Annotated in this window: 12 protein-coding genes; 7 read left to right on the forward strand and 5 right to left on the reverse strand. The window is 53.6% G+C overall.

What is annotated here, in order from left to right; genetic code table 11:
- Nucleotides 1–123: 123 nt before the first annotated feature.
- Nucleotides 124–4068 (forward strand): ATP-dependent RNA helicase HrpA, encoded by a 3945-nt coding sequence (gene hrpA / locus Q4551_RS01800; protein WP_303431441.1) that lies wholly within the window; start codon nt 124–126, stop codon nt 4066–4068.
- 141 nt (nt 4069–4209) lie between these two features.
- Nucleotides 4210–5013, forward strand: a complete 804-nt coding sequence (locus tag Q4551_RS01805; RefSeq protein WP_303431442.1) for a VacJ family lipoprotein — start codon at nt 4210–4212, stop codon at nt 5011–5013.
- A 171-nt stretch (nt 5014–5184) separates the two neighbouring features.
- Here Q4551_RS01805 and Q4551_RS01810 read toward each other — a convergent pair whose 3' ends face one another.
- Complete coding sequence (locus tag Q4551_RS01810; RefSeq protein ID WP_303431443.1) at nt 5185–6258, reverse strand: 3-deoxy-7-phosphoheptulonate synthase; 1074 nt, start codon at nt 6256–6258, stop codon at nt 5185–5187.
- A 119-nt stretch (nt 6259–6377) separates the two neighbouring features.
- Between Q4551_RS01810 and Q4551_RS01815 the strand changes: the two genes are divergently transcribed.
- Nucleotides 6378–7319: a DUF72 domain-containing protein gene (locus Q4551_RS01815; protein ID WP_303431444.1), complete on the forward strand. Its 942-nt coding sequence runs from the start codon at nt 6378–6380 to the stop codon at nt 7317–7319.
- A gap of 44 nt (nt 7320–7363) precedes the next feature.
- Here Q4551_RS01815 and Q4551_RS01820 read toward each other — a convergent pair whose 3' ends face one another.
- On the reverse strand, nt 7364–8134 hold the full coding sequence (locus Q4551_RS01820) for a sulfite exporter TauE/SafE family protein (protein ID WP_303431445.1): 771 nt from the start codon (nt 8132–8134) through the stop codon (nt 7364–7366).
- A 120-nt stretch (nt 8135–8254) separates the two neighbouring features.
- On the opposite strand from Q4551_RS01820, the gene cysB reads away from it, so the two are divergent.
- Complete coding sequence (cysB, locus tag Q4551_RS01825) at nt 8255–9229, forward strand: HTH-type transcriptional regulator CysB (protein WP_303431446.1); 975 nt, start codon at nt 8255–8257, stop codon at nt 9227–9229.
- A gap of 181 nt (nt 9230–9410) precedes the next feature.
- Here the strand turns inward: cysB and Q4551_RS01830 are convergent, their stop codons facing one another.
- Nucleotides 9411–10130, reverse strand: a complete 720-nt coding sequence (locus Q4551_RS01830; protein ID WP_303431447.1) for a phosphoadenylyl-sulfate reductase — start codon at nt 10128–10130, stop codon at nt 9411–9413.
- 348 nt (nt 10131–10478) lie between these two features.
- Between Q4551_RS01830 and thrH the strand changes: the two genes are divergently transcribed.
- Both thrH and Q4551_RS01840 read left to right on the forward strand, forming a co-directional pair.
- Entirely contained in the window at nt 10479–11096 is a 618-nt protein-coding gene (gene thrH / locus Q4551_RS01835) for a bifunctional phosphoserine phosphatase/homoserine phosphotransferase ThrH (RefSeq protein ID WP_303431448.1), read from the forward strand.
- A 556-nt stretch (nt 11097–11652) separates the two neighbouring features.
- Nucleotides 11653–13383 (forward strand): hypothetical protein, encoded by a 1731-nt coding sequence (locus tag Q4551_RS01840; protein WP_303431449.1) that lies wholly within the window; start codon nt 11653–11655, stop codon nt 13381–13383.
- 41 nt (nt 13384–13424) lie between these two features.
- Here the strand turns inward: Q4551_RS01840 and Q4551_RS01845 are convergent, their stop codons facing one another.
- Entirely contained in the window at nt 13425–14798 is a 1374-nt protein-coding gene (locus Q4551_RS01845; RefSeq protein WP_303431450.1) for an anthranilate synthase component I family protein, read from the reverse strand.
- A 187-nt stretch (nt 14799–14985) separates the two neighbouring features.
- Here Q4551_RS01845 and Q4551_RS01850 point away from each other — a divergent pair, with 187 nt between their 5' ends.
- Nucleotides 14986–15837, forward strand: a complete 852-nt coding sequence (locus tag Q4551_RS01850) for an alpha/beta fold hydrolase (protein ID WP_303431451.1) — start codon at nt 14986–14988, stop codon at nt 15835–15837.
- 59 nt (nt 15838–15896) lie between these two features.
- Here the strand turns inward: Q4551_RS01850 and Q4551_RS01855 are convergent, their stop codons facing one another.
- The gene (locus tag Q4551_RS01855; protein ID WP_303431452.1) at nt 15897–16715 is read right to left on the reverse strand and encodes a pyruvate, water dikinase regulatory protein; all 819 of its coding nucleotides are present in this window, start codon (nt 16713–16715) and stop codon (nt 15897–15899) included.
- Nucleotides 16716–16996: the final 281 nt, after the last annotated feature.

Consider the following 16996-nt stretch of genomic DNA (forward strand, 5'->3'; position numbering starts at 1 on the left):
CAGGTTGGACTGGTCTCGATACAAGCGGCCTTGCTGGTTGAAATTACCGTCTGCCTTCTGGCGCTGACACGTCGTATAATGGCCGTTTGATTTCCCTCATATTCGCTGTTTTCAGGATCGCTTTTGTCTTCCGACCATTCTTCAGTCCCCACCTCTGACCAGGCTGTAACCGCCGATTCACACCCTGCTGCCATTGATGCGCGGGCCTTGCACCAGGCGATCGACCATTGCCTGATCCGGGATCGCCTGCGCTTGCGCCGCCAATTAAAAGAGCTGCTGGCCAATCAGCGTCAGCAGCGACCGGTAGAAACCGCTCTGGCGAAGCTGCTGTCACGTATCGAAACCAGTCAGCAGCGGGTGGCGCAACGCAGTGATCCGGTGCGCTTGAGTTATCCGGATTTACCGGTTTCGGAGCGCAAGGATGAGATTCTTTCAGCCATCAAGAACCACCAGGTGGTGGTGATTGCCGGTGAGACCGGGTCAGGTAAGACCACACAGTTACCCAAAATCTGTCTGGAAGCCGGACTGGGGCGTTATGGTCGTATTGGCCACACCCAGCCGCGCCGGCTGGCGGCCCGGTCGGTGGCGCAGCGTATCGCGGATGAACTGAGTGTCGAGCTCGGGTCGCTGGTCGGCTTCCAGATTCGTTTTACCGATCAGAGCAGCGACCAGACGCGCGTCAAGTTAATGACCGATGGCATTCTGCTGGCGCAAACCCAGCATGACCGCTTCCTCAATGAATACGATGTCATCATTATTGACGAAGCCCATGAGCGCAGTCTGAACATCGATTTTCTGATGGGCTACCTGAAAAACCTGCTGCCCAAACGGCCTGACCTGAAGCTGGTGATCACCTCGGCGACCATTGATGTCGAACGCTTCTCGGCTCATTTTGGCGATGCGCCTGTGATACAGGTGTCCGGTCGAACCTATCCGGTCGAGACCCGTTATCGGCCATTGGTACGGGAATCGGAAGAGGAGGCTGATCGCACCCTGTTCGAAGGGGTGCATGATGCCTTGACTGAATTGCGTAACGAGGACAAAAAAGGCGGTGCTCCTGGGGATGTCCTGGTGTTTTTACCCGGCGAGCGAGAGATCCGGGAATGTGCTGAATATTTACGGCGTGCCAGTTTGCCCGCTACGGATATTTTGCCGCTGTACGCCCGTCTGAGTGGTTCCGACCAGCAGCGGATATTCAAACCCCATGGTGGGCGTCGAGTGGTATTGGCCACCAACGTTGCTGAAACCTCGCTGACGGTGCCGGGTATTCGTTATGTGGTGGATGCCGGTGTCGCCCGTATCAGCCGCTACAGCTACAAAAGCAAGGTACAGCGTTTGCCGGTAGAGGCGATTTCGCAGGCCAGCGCCAACCAGCGTGCCGGTCGTTGTGGCCGAACCTCGCCGGGCATCTGTATCCGTCTGTATGAAGAGAGTGACTTTTTGGGGCGGGATGAATTTACCGACCCGGAAATTCGCCGCACCAATCTGGCGGCAGTGATTTTGCAGATGTTGCATCTGGGGCTGGGGCGGTTGCAGGATTTCCCGTTTGTCGATCCACCGGATGAGCGGTTTATCAAGGATGGCTTTACCCTGCTGCAAGAGCTGGAGGCAGTCGATAAACAACACAAGCTGACTGCTTTGGGGCGGCAGATGGGCCGTTTACCGACCGATCCGCGTTTGTCCCGCATGATGCTGGAAGCCCAGAAGCAAGGTGCATTAACGGAAGTGCTGATTATAGCGGCGGCACTGACAGTGCAAGACCCGCGTGAGCGACCGCAGGATAAACAACAGCAGGCCGATGAAAAGCATCGCCTCTGGCAAGATGAAGACTCAGACTTTGTGGCATTGGTGAATCTTTGGAATGCCTACGAAGAGCAACGCCAGGAGCTGACCCAGAACCAGCTTCGCAAGTGGTGCAGCAAGCATTTTCTCAACTATATGCGCATGCGCGAGTGGCGCGATACCCATCGTCAGCTGCATTTGCTGTGCAAGGATCTTGGCCTGACCGAAAACAGTCAGGTTGCCAGTTACGAGTCGCTGCACAAATCGTTGTTGGCGGGCATGTTGAGCCAGATCGGTTTTAAAAGTGAAGGCCAGGAATATCTGGGTGCCCGTAACCGCAAGCTGTTTGTTTTTCCGGCGTCGAGCCAGCACAAGAAAAAGCCGAAATGGATGATGGCGGCGGAGCTGGTGGAAACCAGCCGGTTGTTTGCCCGTACCGTGGCCAAGATCGAACCGGCCTGGATTGAGGAAATCGGCAAACCCTTGCTCAAATACCAATATTTTGAGCCGCATTGGCATGAGAAGCGTGGCCAGGTGGTGGCGTTTGAACAGAGCACCCTGTATGGCCTGATCGTTAATCCGCGCAAACGGGTGAATTATGCCCTCAGTCATCCACGGGAAGCCTGGGAAATACTGATTCTGGAAGGTCTGGTCGGACAGAAGATCCGTACTCGGGCGGATTTCTTGCAGCACAATATCGACCTGATTGCCGAGGTGACCGAATACGAAGAGAAATCCCGCCGTCGTGATCTGGTGATTGATGACAACTTCCTGATCGACTTTTATCAGGCACGTTTGCCCGAAGAGGTAGTGACTACCCGGCATCTGGAACGCTGGTACAGCAAAGCGACTGAGGCGCAACAAAGCGCTCTCAAACTGACCCGGGAACAACTCTTGAGTGATGCCGCTGCCGGTATTACTGATCGGGACTTTCCGGCAGAGCTGGAGTGGCAGGGGCTGCAATTTCCACTGAGTTACAAGTTTGCACCCGGTGCCATGGATGATGGGGTCTCGCTCAGTGTTCCCGTGGCGATGTTACAGCAGGTGCCTTCCGCTCAAGTGGAGTGGCTGGTGCCCGGATTTATTGCCGAAAAAGTAGCGCTGATCATCAAGGGCCTGCCCAAAGCCATCCGTAAATTGTTTGTTCCGGTACCGAATACCGTCGAAGATTTCCTGCAAGGGGCGCATGCCAGCAAAGGCAGTTTGTATTCTTTGTTGTGTGCCTACCTGAACCGGACAGCCCGGCCCCGTATTGAAGTAGATACCTTGAGGGCGATTGAGTTACCTGCGCATATGCTGATGAATATCCAGGTGCTGGAAGGCGGCAAGTTGATGGCGGAGAGTCGTGATCTGGAGGCATTAAAAACCGATCTGAATGAACTCAGCAAGCGTCAGATGCAAGGCATGGTGAAGCATGAGCTGCAGCGGGAAAACGTCCAGCGTTGGGATTTTGGCGATTTGCCCGAAGCCACTCAGTCTGAGATCAACGGTTTGCAAGTGCGGGCATTCCCGTGCCTGAAAGTGGACAACGAGCAGCTGCAACTGACCGTGGAAGCGGATGCTGATGCTGCCCGGCGCAGTCATCGGCGTGGGTTGGTGACCCTGTTCCGGCAATCGCTGAGCGAACAGGAGCGGCTGTTAAAAAACCGCATCCAGAAAAGTATGAACAACCGCTGGTTGCAGGCCAAGGGAATGGGTACCCAACAGTCCCTGACCAACGAGTTGGTCGAAGCCGCTTTCCAGCAGGTGTTTGTTCCGTTGGATGAGCCATTGCCCTATAAAGAGAGTGATTTTCAGCAACGCTTGTTACGTCGAGCGACATTGGTAGAGCACGGTGAGCAGCTACTGGCGCAATTTATCGAATGGCTTGCCCTGCGACATAAAATCCTCAAGAGCATGAGTGGGGCTGTCAGCCTGGATCGCGCCATGGCCTACAGCGATATCAAGGTGAATCTGGAGCGTTTGCTGCAACCCGGCTTTATGCTCGATGCCAGCTGGAAGCGGCTGACATGTTTTACCCGCTACCTTAAAGCCATGGAATATCGCATCGAGAAACTGCAGGGCAACTTGCCTCGCGACCGTCTGGGCATGAAAGAATACGCCTCGGTTTATGAGCCTTTTGTGAAGTTCACTGAAGGTATGGTGCTGGATGAACCATCGGAACTGACGGATTTTCGCTGGTTGTTGGAGGAGTTCCGGGTGTCGCTGTTTGCCCAGCCGCTAGGCACCCAGGAAGCGGTGTCGTTAAAACGGCTTGATAAACGTTGGCAAGAGTTGACAAGTTAGTGGCTGGGCGCTCTGGTGAGGACAGCGATTGGTCATTATGATGGTTGTCTTTGTTTATGGAACAGGCCGGTATTGAGATGCGGCTTTTTTCCATGCCTGCAAGCTGTTTTAATACCGCCCAAATGGATTGAGGGGATCATGATGAAGCTTCTTCTTGCGACGTTGCTCTTGACGTTGGCCAGCACTGGCCAAGCGGCCAGCGCTGATGACAATCTGGACCCGTGGGAGGGCTTTAACCGTCGGGTTTTTGCATTCAACGAGGTGATGGATAAATACGTGCTGAAGCCGACAGCTCAAGCGTACCAGTATGTGACACCACAAAGTGTGGATGATTCGGTGAGTAATTTTTTCTCCAACATTGGCGATGTGCTGGTGGTGGTGAATGACCTGGGCCAGCTCAAATTGACTCAGGCGGCGTCGGATACTGGCCGTTTTCTGGTTAACAGCACGGTCGGTTTCTTTGGCTTCTTTGATGTCGCAACCCATATTGGCCTCAGAAAACACAATGAAGACTTTGGCCAGACGCTGGGGTATTGGGGAGTTGGCACCGGCCCGTATCTGATGCTGCCGCTCCTTGGTCCAAGCAACTTGCGCGATACCGGTGGTTTGGTGATGCACTGGGGGAGTGGCCTGACCAGTTCCAGGATAGGTGACAGCGTCACTGAAGACTACTCGATGATCGCCTTGCAGGCTGTTGATTTGCGCGCCGACCTGATTTCCTCAGAAGGCCTGATTACGGGTGATCGGTATATATTCTTGCGCAGTTTTTATGTGCAACGGCGGGAATATCTGGTGAATGACGGTGTGGCGGCCGATAGCTTTGAAGATGATTTTGACGATTTTGACGACGAAGAATGGGATGACGATTGGGATGAAGACTGGGACGAAGGTTGGGATAAGGAAGACCAAGACCCGGCATCCACTGGCGAAACCTATTCGATGTGATTTTGAGTTGATGTGATGGATCGATAAAACCAAAAAGCCCCGGTGATAGATAAACACCGGGGCTTTTTTTATGCTCGACTTTCTACATCTTTACATCTTTACATCGTTTTTCCAGCGCTTTGCCGGGCGCTGTTTTTCGGTACCGTCTTGCGAGCAAGGCATGACGGGGAATTATTGCCCGCGTTTGGGTAATACGTTTTTAAGCTTGTCGTACATGGTCAGGATCGCTGTTTCGGTTTCGTCCCAGCTGATGCAGCCATCAGTGACGGACTGACCGTATTCCAGCTCATCCAGGTTGGCCGGAATATTCTGGCGACCGTGCTTGATGTTGGATTCCACCATCAGACCGATAATGGACTGGTTGCCATCCAGGATCTGGTTGGTGACGTTTTCCATAACCAGTGGTTGCAAGGCCGGGTTTTTGCTGGAGTTTTCGTGCGAGCAGTCAATCATGATGTTTTGTGCCAGCCCGGCTTTTTCCAGCGCCTGTTCAGCCAGGGAAACATTGACGGAATCATAGTTTGGCTTGCCGCCACCACCGCGCAAAACAATATGACCATACGGGTTGCCCTGGGTCGTCACAATGGCTACCGAACCTTGCTGGTTAATACCGAGGAAGCGATGCGGATTGGCGACCGACATCAAGGCGTTGGTCGCGACTGACAGGCTGCCATCGGTGCCGTTCTTGAAGCCGACCGAAGAAGACAGGCCGGAAGCCATTTCGCGGTGAGTCTGGGATTCCGTGGTGCGGGCACCAATGGCAGACCAGGTGATCAGGTCTTGCAGGTACTGCGGAGAAATCGGATCGAGTGCCTCGGTAGACAGCGGCAGACCCATTTCAGACAGGTCTTGCAGCAAGCGCCGGGCAATGTGCAAGCCTTCTTCAATCTTGAAACTGTCGTTCATGTAAGGGTCGTTGATCAGACCTTTCCAGCCAACGGTTGTACGGGGTTTTTCAAAATAAACCCGCATCACCAGATACAGGGTATCGCCGACTTTTTCAGACAGCGCTTTCAGGCGTGTGGCGTAATCTTTGGCGGCATCGACGTCATGGATTGAGCAGGGACCAATAACAATAAAAATGCGATTGTCCTTGCGATCCAGAATATCACGAATCACCTGGCGGCCTTGTTGTACACAGCTGACGGCGGCTTCGGAAATAGGCATTTCCTGTTTGAGCTGATCGGGGGTGATCAGGGTGGTAATCGACTCGATGTTCAAGTCTTCGACACGGTTGTCTGTCATAAAAATCCTGATGATGGTTGACGCTTGTATGTTGGGCCAGATCGCTCGACGGTCAGTATAGCCAGCTCTGCTAAAGCGGGCGGCATTTTGGGCGGTGGCGCTGTTATAATTGAGTGATTATGACAAATACAGCTCAAAAAGCACATTCAGCAAATGAAACAGGTGTATTACGCATGGGGCTGCCGATGTGGTTTTTGCCGCAATGGAAAGGGCAATTGCTCTCAGCCGATCAATCCAGCGCCAGTGCCCTGGCAGAATACAGCCAGGTCTTTCGCTCGATTGAGGGCAATACGACGTTTTATGGTTTGCCTGAGGCGGCGCGGCTACGGCAGTGGCTGGACCTGACAACAGAAGACTTTCGTTTTTGCTTCAAGCTGCCTCGGGCAATCAGTCATGCAACGGATATTCAGGCGGCTTTGCGAGGCTTGCCAGGACGAGACCTTGCAGCTTTTCTGGAAGTGATCCTGGCCCATGCTCCCGACAAACTGGGTGTGTTGATGTTGCAGCTTCCCGGACGCTTGGGGGCCGACCGTGCCGGAGCGGTTCTGGAGGCTCTGGATTATTTGCTGGGTGGTCATTTCAGTGGCGGTCAGGGCAGTGGACTGGCATTGGATATTGCCGTGGAATGCCGGCATCCGTCGTTTTTTGACAAAACCCATCATGAGCCCCGATGGTTGCGGGCGTTGGCCGATCGCCAGATTGACCGGGTCGTGTTTGATACTCGGGGCCTGATGGCAGATAAGGGCTCGTCTGCAGCGCTACTGGATGCCCAGCGTAAAAAGCCAGCCATGCCAGTACACCCGATCGCGACAGGGCGTTGCCCGGTGGTGCGTTTTATCGGCCATCCTCGTTATGAAGACAATCAGCGCTATTTCCAGCAATGGCACAAGAAGTTGAGCCAATGGCAGCAGCAGGGCAAGTCGCCCTATGTTTTCTGGCATACCGTGGGTAATCACGATGTGCCGCAGCTGCATCGGCGGTTGCTGCAAGAGTACTGGCAGCAGCCGGTTGTCTGGCCCGGAGAAAGTGGCATTCATCAGACCGCGGATTTATGGGGCTGATGTGCAGGTACAGGGTTTGGCCCAGGCCTGGCAAGGCTGATGGTTCAGAACAGCGCGTATTTAAGGCCCAGTCCAAACAGCAGGCTGGCCAACAAGCTGCGCAAAACATTTTCCGGGATATGTCGGGCCAGACGGCTGGATACCTGAATTGCCGGGATGGAGCCAATCAGCAGAGCGCCCAACAGCATAAAGTCAACATGCCCCATATACATATGTATCAAACCGGCTGCCAGTGTCAGGGGGACCGCGTGGGCGAGATCCGTACCCACCACATTGGTTGAGCGCAGCGCAGGGTACAGAATCATCAGGATCGCAGTACCAATGGCACCGGCGCCCACCGACGACAAGGTGACCAATACACCAAGAACAACCCCCATGGCGATGGTTAAATGACCAATGCGGGCAGGGTTGTCGCCAAGCAGGCGGTTGGACCAGTACTGGATCGTGGTGCGAAAAACGATGGCACAGGCCGTGAACAGCAGCATGGCACCCAGCACGCTGGTCAGAATATGGCTATATTGCTCTGGGTTATCAAAGAGCTGGTTCAGTATTACACCGGTGATCAAGGCGGAGGTTATACTACCCAGTGCCAGTTTGCGCATAATGCCCCAGTTCACATGGCCCTGCTTGTGATGCGATATTGCGCCAGAGACCTTGGTGATTGAGGCGTACATCAGATCGGTACCAATCGCGATATGGGCAGGAAAACCAAACAGCAGCAGCAGAGGAGTCATCAGCGCGCCGCCGCCGATGCCTGTCAGGCCAACAATAAAACCAACACCAGCGCCGGCGAGGATATATAACAGAAAGTCCATGTTTGAGGTCTACACTGCCGAGAACGGAAAGAGGATGTGATGGTACTCTAACCGAGCACCTTCTATACTTAAAAAGAATATTTGATTATATTTTTATAACTGAATTTCTGGGGAGGTAGCATGAAGCTACAGCAGCTTAAATACATATGGGAAGTAGCCCACCACGATCTGAATGTGTCTGCCACCGCTCAGGTGTTGTACACCTCGCAGCCAGGCATCAGCAAGCAGATTCGTCTGTTGGAAGATGAGCTGGGCGTTGAGATTTTTGCTCGCAGTGGCAAGCACCTGACGCGGGTTACCCCTGCCGGTGAAGAAATTCTTGCGGTAGCCGGAGAAATCCTGCGCAAAGTCGAAGGTATCAAGCAAGTTGCCCAGGAATTTAGCGATGAAACCAAAGGCTCCCTGACGCTAGCCACCACGCATACCCAGGCCCGTTATGCCTTGCCAGGAGTGATCAGCGTCTTTATGAAGCAGTATCCTGATGTGGCGCTGCATATGAACCAGGGGACGCCAATGCAGATTGCAGAGATGGCGGCCAATGGTACCGTCGACTTTGCCATTGCGACGGAAGGCATGGAGCTGTTCAGTGATCTGGTAATGATGCCGTGTTACCGCTGGAATCGCAGCATACTGGTACCTGCTGATCATCCATTGGCGCAGTGCCAACAGCTGACGCTGGAGCAGGTCGCCAATTATCCGTTGGTAACATACGTCTTTGGTTTTACTGGGCGTTCCAAGCTGGATGAGGCTTTTAAAAGTCGAGGGCTGACACCGAGAGTGGCGTTTACTGCCGCGGATGCCGATGTGATCAAAACCTACGTACGGTTAGGGGTTGGTGTTGGCATTATTGCCAGTATGGCGCTTGATCCAGTGCAGGATAAAGATCTGGTCGCGATTGATGCCAGCCATTTGTTTGCGCCCAGTGTGACCAAGATCGGTTTCCGAAAAGGTACCTTCCTGCGTGGTTTTATGTATGACTTTATTGCCGGGTTTGCGCCACATTTGACGCGAGAGCTGGTGGATGCGGCGGCACAATGTGGCAGTAAACACGATGTGGAAGACGTATTTGATGGGATCAAGCTGCCGGACGTCTGACCGTAGCCGGTAGGGGGGACCCGCCGGGGTTGGCAAGCTGTCTGGCAGGCAAGCCGTTTACACCGTTACAGCACTGAGGCACTGAGGCACTGAGGCTGTAATCGCGAGGTAGCGCATGGGTGCCAGGCCCTGATGGAACTGGCAACCGCAGTGCGCAAGCCTCCGCCTAGGCGGAGAGTCGTTATCCCTTGCTGATGATATTGGCGCTGTGCAGGCCACATTCCTTATGGGTTTCTTCTTCCCACCACCAGCGACCTTCCCGCTCGTGCTGGTTGGGTAGTACCGGGCGTGTACAGGGCTGGCAGCCGATGCTGACAAAACCACGGCTATGCAGCGGGTTGTATGGCACATCAAACATCTTGATGTATTCCCACACCTGCGCGGATGTCCAGTGGGTTAACGGGTTGTACTTGATTAACTCCCCCTGGCGGCCGGGTGATGCATCAACCTCGATCATTTCGATATTGCTGCGAGTACCGGGGCTCTGGTCACGGCGTTGGCCGGTGATCCAGGCATCCAGGGTGGCCAGTTTGTTTTTTAACGGCTGGATTTTACGAATCCCGCAACACTCTTTATGGCCGTCTTCGAAAAAACTGAACATGCCCTTGTCGGAGGTAAACTCCTGCAGTGCCTGCTGGTCCGGCGTTTGTACCTGGATCTTGATGCCATAGTGCTTGCGTACGGCTTCGATAAATTCATAGGTTTCAGGGTGCAGGCGGCCGGTGTCGAGAGTGAATACCTGAACATCCCGGCGAAGCTTGACGGCCATATCGATCAGCACCACATCTTCGGCACCACTGAACGACACGGCAATGGCGTCGTGCTGTTCAAGGGCGTAGCGAATCAGGTCTTTGGGGCGCTGGCTAGCATACTCTGCATTAAGTTGGGTGAAGTCTGTCATCTGGCTGAACCGCTAATTACTGGAAGTTTGGTTAAATGGTAGCACGCCACTTTTAGGTCAAAAAATACTAATAAAGAATATTGTTATTTCATTATGGTTATAAAGTCAGTGTTTTTAAGCTGCGCGCCGTTAAGGCTCAATACCATCAGCTGGCGGTAGCGTGGCAGGGTGCTGGTAATCATTTAACCAGAAGGAATTCTGTTATTTTGTCCTTGCTCTTAAAAGCTAACAGATCGTTGTTGAACCTTAAACCTCCGTTCCCCCCGGCGGTTGTGTTATAGCAGGCAACTGGCTAGAGTACGGCGGCTGAAAATACCCCGAAAAACTTCCTCGAATCGCGGAGATATCATGGAAATCGCATGTTTGGACCTTGAAGGTGTTCTGGTTCCTGAAATCTGGATTGAATTTGCCAATAAAACCGGGATTGAGGCGCTTAAAGCCACAACCCGTGATATTCCTGACTACGACGTGCTGATGCAGCAACGTTTGGGTTTATTGAAACAGCATGGTTTGAAAATCCAGGATATTCAGGACGTGATAGCGACCCTGTCGCCACTGGAAGGGGCTGCGGAGTTTGTTGACTGGCTGCGTGAGCGTTTTCAGGTAATTATTCTGTCCGATACGTTTTATGAGTTTTCCCAGCCATTAATGCGTCAGCTGGGTTTTCCAACGCTGTTTTGCCACCGCCTGATTACGGACGAAGCCGGTAACGTTGTGGATTATAAATTGCGTCAGGCCGATCCCAAGCGGCAATCGATCCGGGCCTTGCAAACCATCTACTACCGCACCATTGCGGCCGGTGACTCCTACAACGACACCACCATGCTGGCTGAAGCCGATGCTGGCATTCTGTTTCATGCACCGCAAAATGTGATTGACGAATTTCCGCAATTTCCAGCAGTGCATACGTATGACGATTTGAAAAAGGCGTTTATCAAAGCCAGTAATCGTGAACTAAGTCTCTGATCCTGATGTGATTTAATGCATGTATGGTCAAGTATTGTATTTGATGTCATGTATCCACTGTAATACGTATTGAGCGATTGGCGGATTGTCCGTCAATCGTTCATCGGTTTTGTCGTAATGGGCGGTAAGGGTGTGTTGAATAGCCAATACATCTTTTTAGGTCAGCCAAAACAGTGTAATTTGGCGATGACATTCATGGGCAGGTACCGCTGACAGCCAGAATGACAATTAAATCGGGAAGTTATTACAGTCGCGACTATACTAGGCGTTCGTGACAGTGTGTTTTTTAAGAAAGCTACGTTATTCAAGATAAAATCTGGTTGGATGTCGTTTTTGCCATGGTGGCCAGAGCATCTTCAGGGATTTTCCAGTACTTGTAATTCCTTTGCTGATAAGTGATAAACGGGTTCTGAATATGTATCAGCAATGGCTGATTTTAAGTATGACCAACAGGCAATGGCGGGAGAATCCAGTCAGGAACTCCAAGAGAGAAACTGTCAGATGGTTGCTGGCATTTGTGCTGTGTGGGCTTGCCCCAACCGTTCTGGCTGACAACGTGGTGATTTCCACCGGGCAATCGCATCTGGAAGATCACAAAACCTACGATCAGACTCCAATGACCTCTTCCGGCAGCAGTACGGTGACGCAGCATTCGTCAAGCGCCGGTCAATCGTCTGCTGCCAGCCGTTCTCCGGTAATCCGCTCCGCCGCCAAGGCGCCGGCCGCTGCGCCGGTCAAAACAACAAAACCGGTCGCCAAAGAAAAGAACACCACGACCACGACGGTCACCTCGACTCCCAAAACAGCAACTGCCAGCAACCTGCCAGCCGCTGCGGTAAGAATCGAAGAACAACGCCGCAGCAGTTTTGCTTTGCCGGTTCCTTCGCAGGAGCTGACAGGGGTTGCCCGTACTGAAACGGCCGACACCCCCAGTGGTCATGGTGAAGGGCAAGAGCATGGTGGCAGTGCCGCTGTTGCAGAAGACGAGTTGATGGAAATTCTCGCTGGCAGCGTAGAAGTCGGTGCCGGGAGTGATAGCTCGCCAGAAATCACCCAGCAGGTAGTTAATCCACCAGCGGTCAGTGCTCAGGTGGTCAGTCCGCAAATGACCAGTCAACAAATGACCAGTCCGCAAATGGCAGTGCCACAGGAAGTTGTTCCTCATGTGGCGGAAATACAGCAACACAGTGCCCCGGTAATCAAGTTGCTACCGGCGGATCAGGTCAATCAGTTACAGTCCCGGCGGCGGGTTCAGCCCCAGGAAGCTGCCGGTATGGTGGAAGTGCCGGCGGCAAATCATAGTGGACGCGTCGTGGTCAAGGAGGAAGTGAATTACCGGCCACCGGCTGAAGTAACGTATTTGCCTCCGCAACCACTGGAAGCAGACCGCCATCTAGGTGCTGCTGATACCACTCGATCATCCGTTCCTGCGGCCAGGGTATCTCCGGGTTATACCCGTTCCAATGTGGTTGAGGTCGCACCAATGCCGACGTCTGAACTGGTTTCCAGAAACAGCTCCGGCAGTACCGGAGTGTCACACCGTCAAGGTGTAAAGAATATTGGTTCCCGCTCCCGGTCGGTTAGTAGCAATACAACCCAAGGGTACACCCGGTCAGAAATTATCGAAGTGGTGCCGATTCCTGCTTCGGCACTGGTTTCCAAAAAGACGGTTCGGGATACCGGGACAGTCCAGCGCTCAGTCCCGGCTTATGTGGCCCCCAAGGCATCGTCTGGCAAGAGTGTGGCTGGAGTGAGCAGCTCTAAAACCCTTGCCACCAAACCTGCGGTGACCAGTCAGCGGGCATTGCCAACGCCGTCCAGCAGTCTGACGCTGAACAAAACAAAGCCGGTGGTCAAGTCGCCTGCGGTGAATCAGGCAGCGACGTCATCGGTCAAGACCACCAAAAAAGTGCCGGCAGACTTTCCGCGCTGGAATGCCAATCGTGATCTGAATAATCCCGGTGCCGAACCTGCGGCGACAACAACCAGTAAAGCCAGGAAAACACCAGTGGCTGCAACCCCTGCCAAGTCACAAGACGAGGCCAAGGCTGAGTCCGCTGTTGTGGCCAAGGCGGTAACCGTGGTCGAACCGAGGGAGCCGGCCAAAGCGGCGGCACCAGCGAAGTCGACCACACCAATCCGGTCAGTCAAGCCAGCCAAAACAACGGCAGCCAAAAAATCGTCGACCACCAGCACCGGTACGACCGTGATCAGCAAGCAGGATGCGGTAATGAACATCAAGACGCGTGAAAGTGGTGGGCAGGTAATATACCGGATCGATCAGTAGCCATGGCTGATGACCGGTCTGGTTGGCTCTGAACGATGATGTCAGCCGATGATATCCAGCAGCGCCTGAACCTTGCTGTATAACTCGTCGTATTCCCCTGTTGCGGTAGAATCCTTGACCACGCCGCCACCGGCCCAGCATTCTGCCCCCGTTGTGGTCGCCACGACCGAGCGGATCAGAATATTGAAATCAGTTTCCCCTTGATCACTGAAGTAACCAAAAGAACCGCAGTACAGGCCACGGCTATCGGGTTCCAGTTCCTGGATGATTTCCAGTGCCCGTTTTTTGGGTGCGCCAGTGATCGAGCCACCAGGAAAAGCACTTAATACAGCCTGCAACGGTGAAATATCCGCTTTCAGCTGTGCCTGAATGGTGCTGACCATATGGTGGACATTGGCATGGGATTCAATATCAAACAGCTTGTCGACCTGAACACTGCCGGTGCGCGCGGATTGCCCCAGGTCATTACGTAACAGATCCACAATCATCAGGTTTTCCGCCTGATTTTTTTGACTGTCGGCCAGCCACTGGCGATTGGCCTGGTCTTCGCTGGCGGTTTTCCCCCGGGGGGCGGTGCCCTTGATCGGGCTGGTGGTCATCTGGCGTTGGCGGATACGCATAAAACGCTCCGGACTGACACTGAACAGCGTCAGGAACTGGCTCCGGAAATAGCAAGAAAACGGCGCATCAAAATGCTCCAGTAATCCGGCTGGTGCCGCATCGGTCAGATCGTTTTGACAGCGAAAAGGCATGGTCAGATTCACCTGATACACATCACCGGAAAGGATGTAATCCTGCACCTGATTGAATGCCTGTTCATACTCGCGGGCATTCCAGCGGGCTTGCCAATCGGGTTTGTCTGGTTGTTGGAGCTGAAGAGCGGTGTCGTGAGTATCTTGTTGCTCAAGCGCTTGCTGTAACTGCGTAATCAGCTCGTGACGGTATTGGCCAGTCAGAGGCTGTGGGCTGCGAAGGGTGACGGTGTCTGCGTTGAAGTCGAGTAGCAGGCTATGGGGATAATAATGAAATTCTGCCAGCGGTGGTTGTGCCGGTGTCGACTGCGTCGCCGATGGCTGCATGCCCGCGACCGTCTGATGGCAGGCATCAAAGGAGAAATACCCCATCCAGCCACTGATAAAACCACTGTTGTCGGAACGGTCCGTCGGGTTTGTTGATGGCGTTTGCCCTGTTTCCAGAGTGCGTTGCAGTTGCTGCCATTGTGATGCACTGCGAGCCGACAGGGTGCGGCTCGGAGCCCAGGCCAGTACGGCCCAGCGTTGAGAGTGCGACTGGCCACTGCTGCCGCTGTACAATAAGGCAGCCCCGGGGAGTTGATGGCAGCAGAACAAGAGTGATCGGGCTGAAAAGGGCAGTCCGGTGGCGTGAGATGCGGCCGGTATGGGCGTGCTGGACATGAGAGCGAAGGATTCCCGATCGGTCGGTGGATAAAATAGCGGCGTATTATCCGGCGCATGGTGTCCGATTCACAACCCCTGGCATTGCTATAACCTGCTGGTTAGACTGGCGCTGTCGTCTTTGGGCAGCCTTTGCCTGCCCGTTGAGCCCTTCTGAACCTATTATTCTGTAGTTTTAAGGCTAATTGTGGAAAAGCACCCCGTTAATCTTCGTACCACCCGTGTTAATCAACATGCACTGCTGTTGCAATCGACATCGCCATCAACATCTCAGGCCGGGCACCGGCGTCTGGTGTTGCTGCACGGTGCCGGTATCGCCGGGGAACTGACCTGGACGTATGTGGCTAATTATCTGGATGGTTGGAGTGAAATATTGATTCCGGATTTTGCCGGGATGGGCAAGTCGTCCTTTATCGATTGCGACAAGCCAACCATTAACGATTATGCGCAACAAATTGAAGAATTGCTGACAGCGCTGGATTGGTGGGATACCGATCTGGTTGGGTATTCTTTTGGCGGTATGGTGGCGACAGAATTGGTCAAGCGGCATGCGTTTGGGTTGCTGTATTTGCTTGAACCGGCGCTATTGTCTGGTGACGATGCCGCTGGCCTGCAAGATAAAGAAGCGCGCTATGCGGCATTGGCGCAACGTTTCCGGCAAGGGGATGACGGCGCGTATCGGGATTTCCTCGATGTGGTGTCGCCCAATCGCCGACGTAATCCGACAGCAGATAAAGTAGCCATGAAGCGTTTGCAGGCCAATCGTCCGGGGTTGAGCCAGGCTCTGGGAGCCGTCAGTGAATCGCTGGGACGTCAACAGGCTTATTACCTCGACTGGACATCACCACTGCCGGGTATGAGTCTGGTGGGCGAATTGAGTGCCCCGGAGATGAAACAGCGGCAGTTACGGCTGGAGCAGCAAAGCAGCGACTGGATCGCCCAGGGGGTCGCCGGGGCGGACCACAGTCTGGTGTTTACTCATCCCAAGCAGGTGGCGCGGCTGATGAATGATCGTCTGGCGCTGGCGTTGTTGTCATAGCGTAGCGGGTCAGACGTCATACCGGTTTGATCCGTCGCGCACTCTGAATGTCTTGTTCTTCAGGAACGTAGCTTCCGTTGCATGCCCGTCTTGGCCAGAATCCGGGTGGAAATTTCCTCGATCGACTTGTCCGTGGTGCTGATAAAGGGGATTTGTTCGCGCTGGTACAGGGTTTCGACCTCGTCCACTTCGTGATAACACTGCTTCAGGGAAGAATAACGGCTGTTGGCGCGGCGCTCATTACGAATCACCGACAGACGATCAGGATCAATGGTCAATCCAAACAGCTTTTTGCGATACGGCTCAAGGCTTTTGGGGAGTCGTAAATCGGCCATGTCTTCTTCGGTCAGTGGGTAGTTGGCCGCCTTGATGCCATATTGCATCGCCAGATAAAGACAAGTAGGGGTTTTGCCGCAACGGGAAACCCCCACCAGAATCACATCGGCGGTTTTGTATTGGCGGGTACGGGCGCCGTCGTCGTTATCCAGTGCGAAGTTGACGGCGTCGATGCGAGACAGGTAACTGGTGTTCTTGGCAGAGTGGGACATCCCCACGCTGTAGGAAGAATCTTCCCCTAGCGCCTGTTCCAATGGTTTCAGGAAAGCATCAAAGATATCGATCTTCAGGCCATTGGCGGTATCGATGACATGCTGGATGGACTTGTCGATGACGGTATCAAAAATAATCGCTGGCTGGCCGCTCTTGATTGCATCAGCATTAATCAGGGCAACCGCTTGTTCGGCTTTGACGATGCTGTCGATGTAGGGCAGGGTGACACACTCGAATTCAATCTTCTCAAATTGTGCCAGCAGGCTATTGCCCAGCATCTCGGCGGTGATGCCGGTGCCATCAGAAATAAAGTAGGCGTATCGCTTCATATGGAAATTTGTTCTACCTGCACTTAGTATTACGCGCGCTTGCTACGGCCCGATTTGAGTCACTGAGTATACGAATAACCGCAGACGATGATCTGCATCAGTAGACTGTTATGATAATGAACCATATCGGTACGCTGGATGGTCCGGAAGCAGCATAAAAAGGGTTATCTGAACCCGTAATCACCGAAACCCAAAAACGGTGTTCTTACCGTCGAGGTCACCACTGGTGGCGTCGATGAGTTCAGCAGGCTCATAAAGCACGCGATGGTACAGGAGAACAA

The organism is Oceanobacter sp. 5_MG-2023 (assembly GCF_030548165.1).
Taxonomy (GTDB): domain Bacteria; phylum Pseudomonadota; class Gammaproteobacteria; order Pseudomonadales; family Oceanobacteraceae; genus Oceanobacter.

What these genes read in the sequence shown, in the direction of transcription:
- Q4551_RS01805 (WP_303431442.1), top strand. Translation starts at nt 4,210, where the DNA reads ATGAAGCTTCTTCTTGCGACGTTGCTCTTGACGTTGGCCAGCACTGGC.
- Q4551_RS01810 (WP_303431443.1), bottom strand. Translation starts at nt 6,258, where the DNA reads ATGACAGACAACCGTGTCGAAGACTTGAACATCGAGTCGATTACCACC.
- Q4551_RS01815 (WP_303431444.1), top strand. Translation starts at nt 6,378, where the DNA reads ATGACAAATACAGCTCAAAAAGCACATTCAGCAAATGAAACAGGTGTA.
- Q4551_RS01820 (WP_303431445.1), bottom strand. Translation starts at nt 8,134, where the DNA reads ATGGACTTTCTGTTATATATCCTCGCCGGCGCTGGTGTTGGTTTTATT.
- cysB (WP_303431446.1), top strand. Translation starts at nt 8,255, where the DNA reads ATGAAGCTACAGCAGCTTAAATACATATGGGAAGTAGCCCACCACGAT.
- Q4551_RS01830 (WP_303431447.1), bottom strand. Translation starts at nt 10,130, where the DNA reads ATGACAGACTTCACCCAACTTAATGCAGAGTATGCTAGCCAGCGCCCC.
- thrH (WP_303431448.1), top strand. Translation starts at nt 10,479, where the DNA reads ATGGAAATCGCATGTTTGGACCTTGAAGGTGTTCTGGTTCCTGAAATC.
- Q4551_RS01845 (WP_303431450.1), bottom strand. Translation starts at nt 14,798, where the DNA reads ATGTCCAGCACGCCCATACCGGCCGCATCTCACGCCACCGGACTGCCC.
- Q4551_RS01855 (WP_303431452.1), bottom strand. Translation starts at nt 16,715, where the DNA reads ATGAAGCGATACGCCTACTTTATTTCTGATGGCACCGGCATCACCGCC.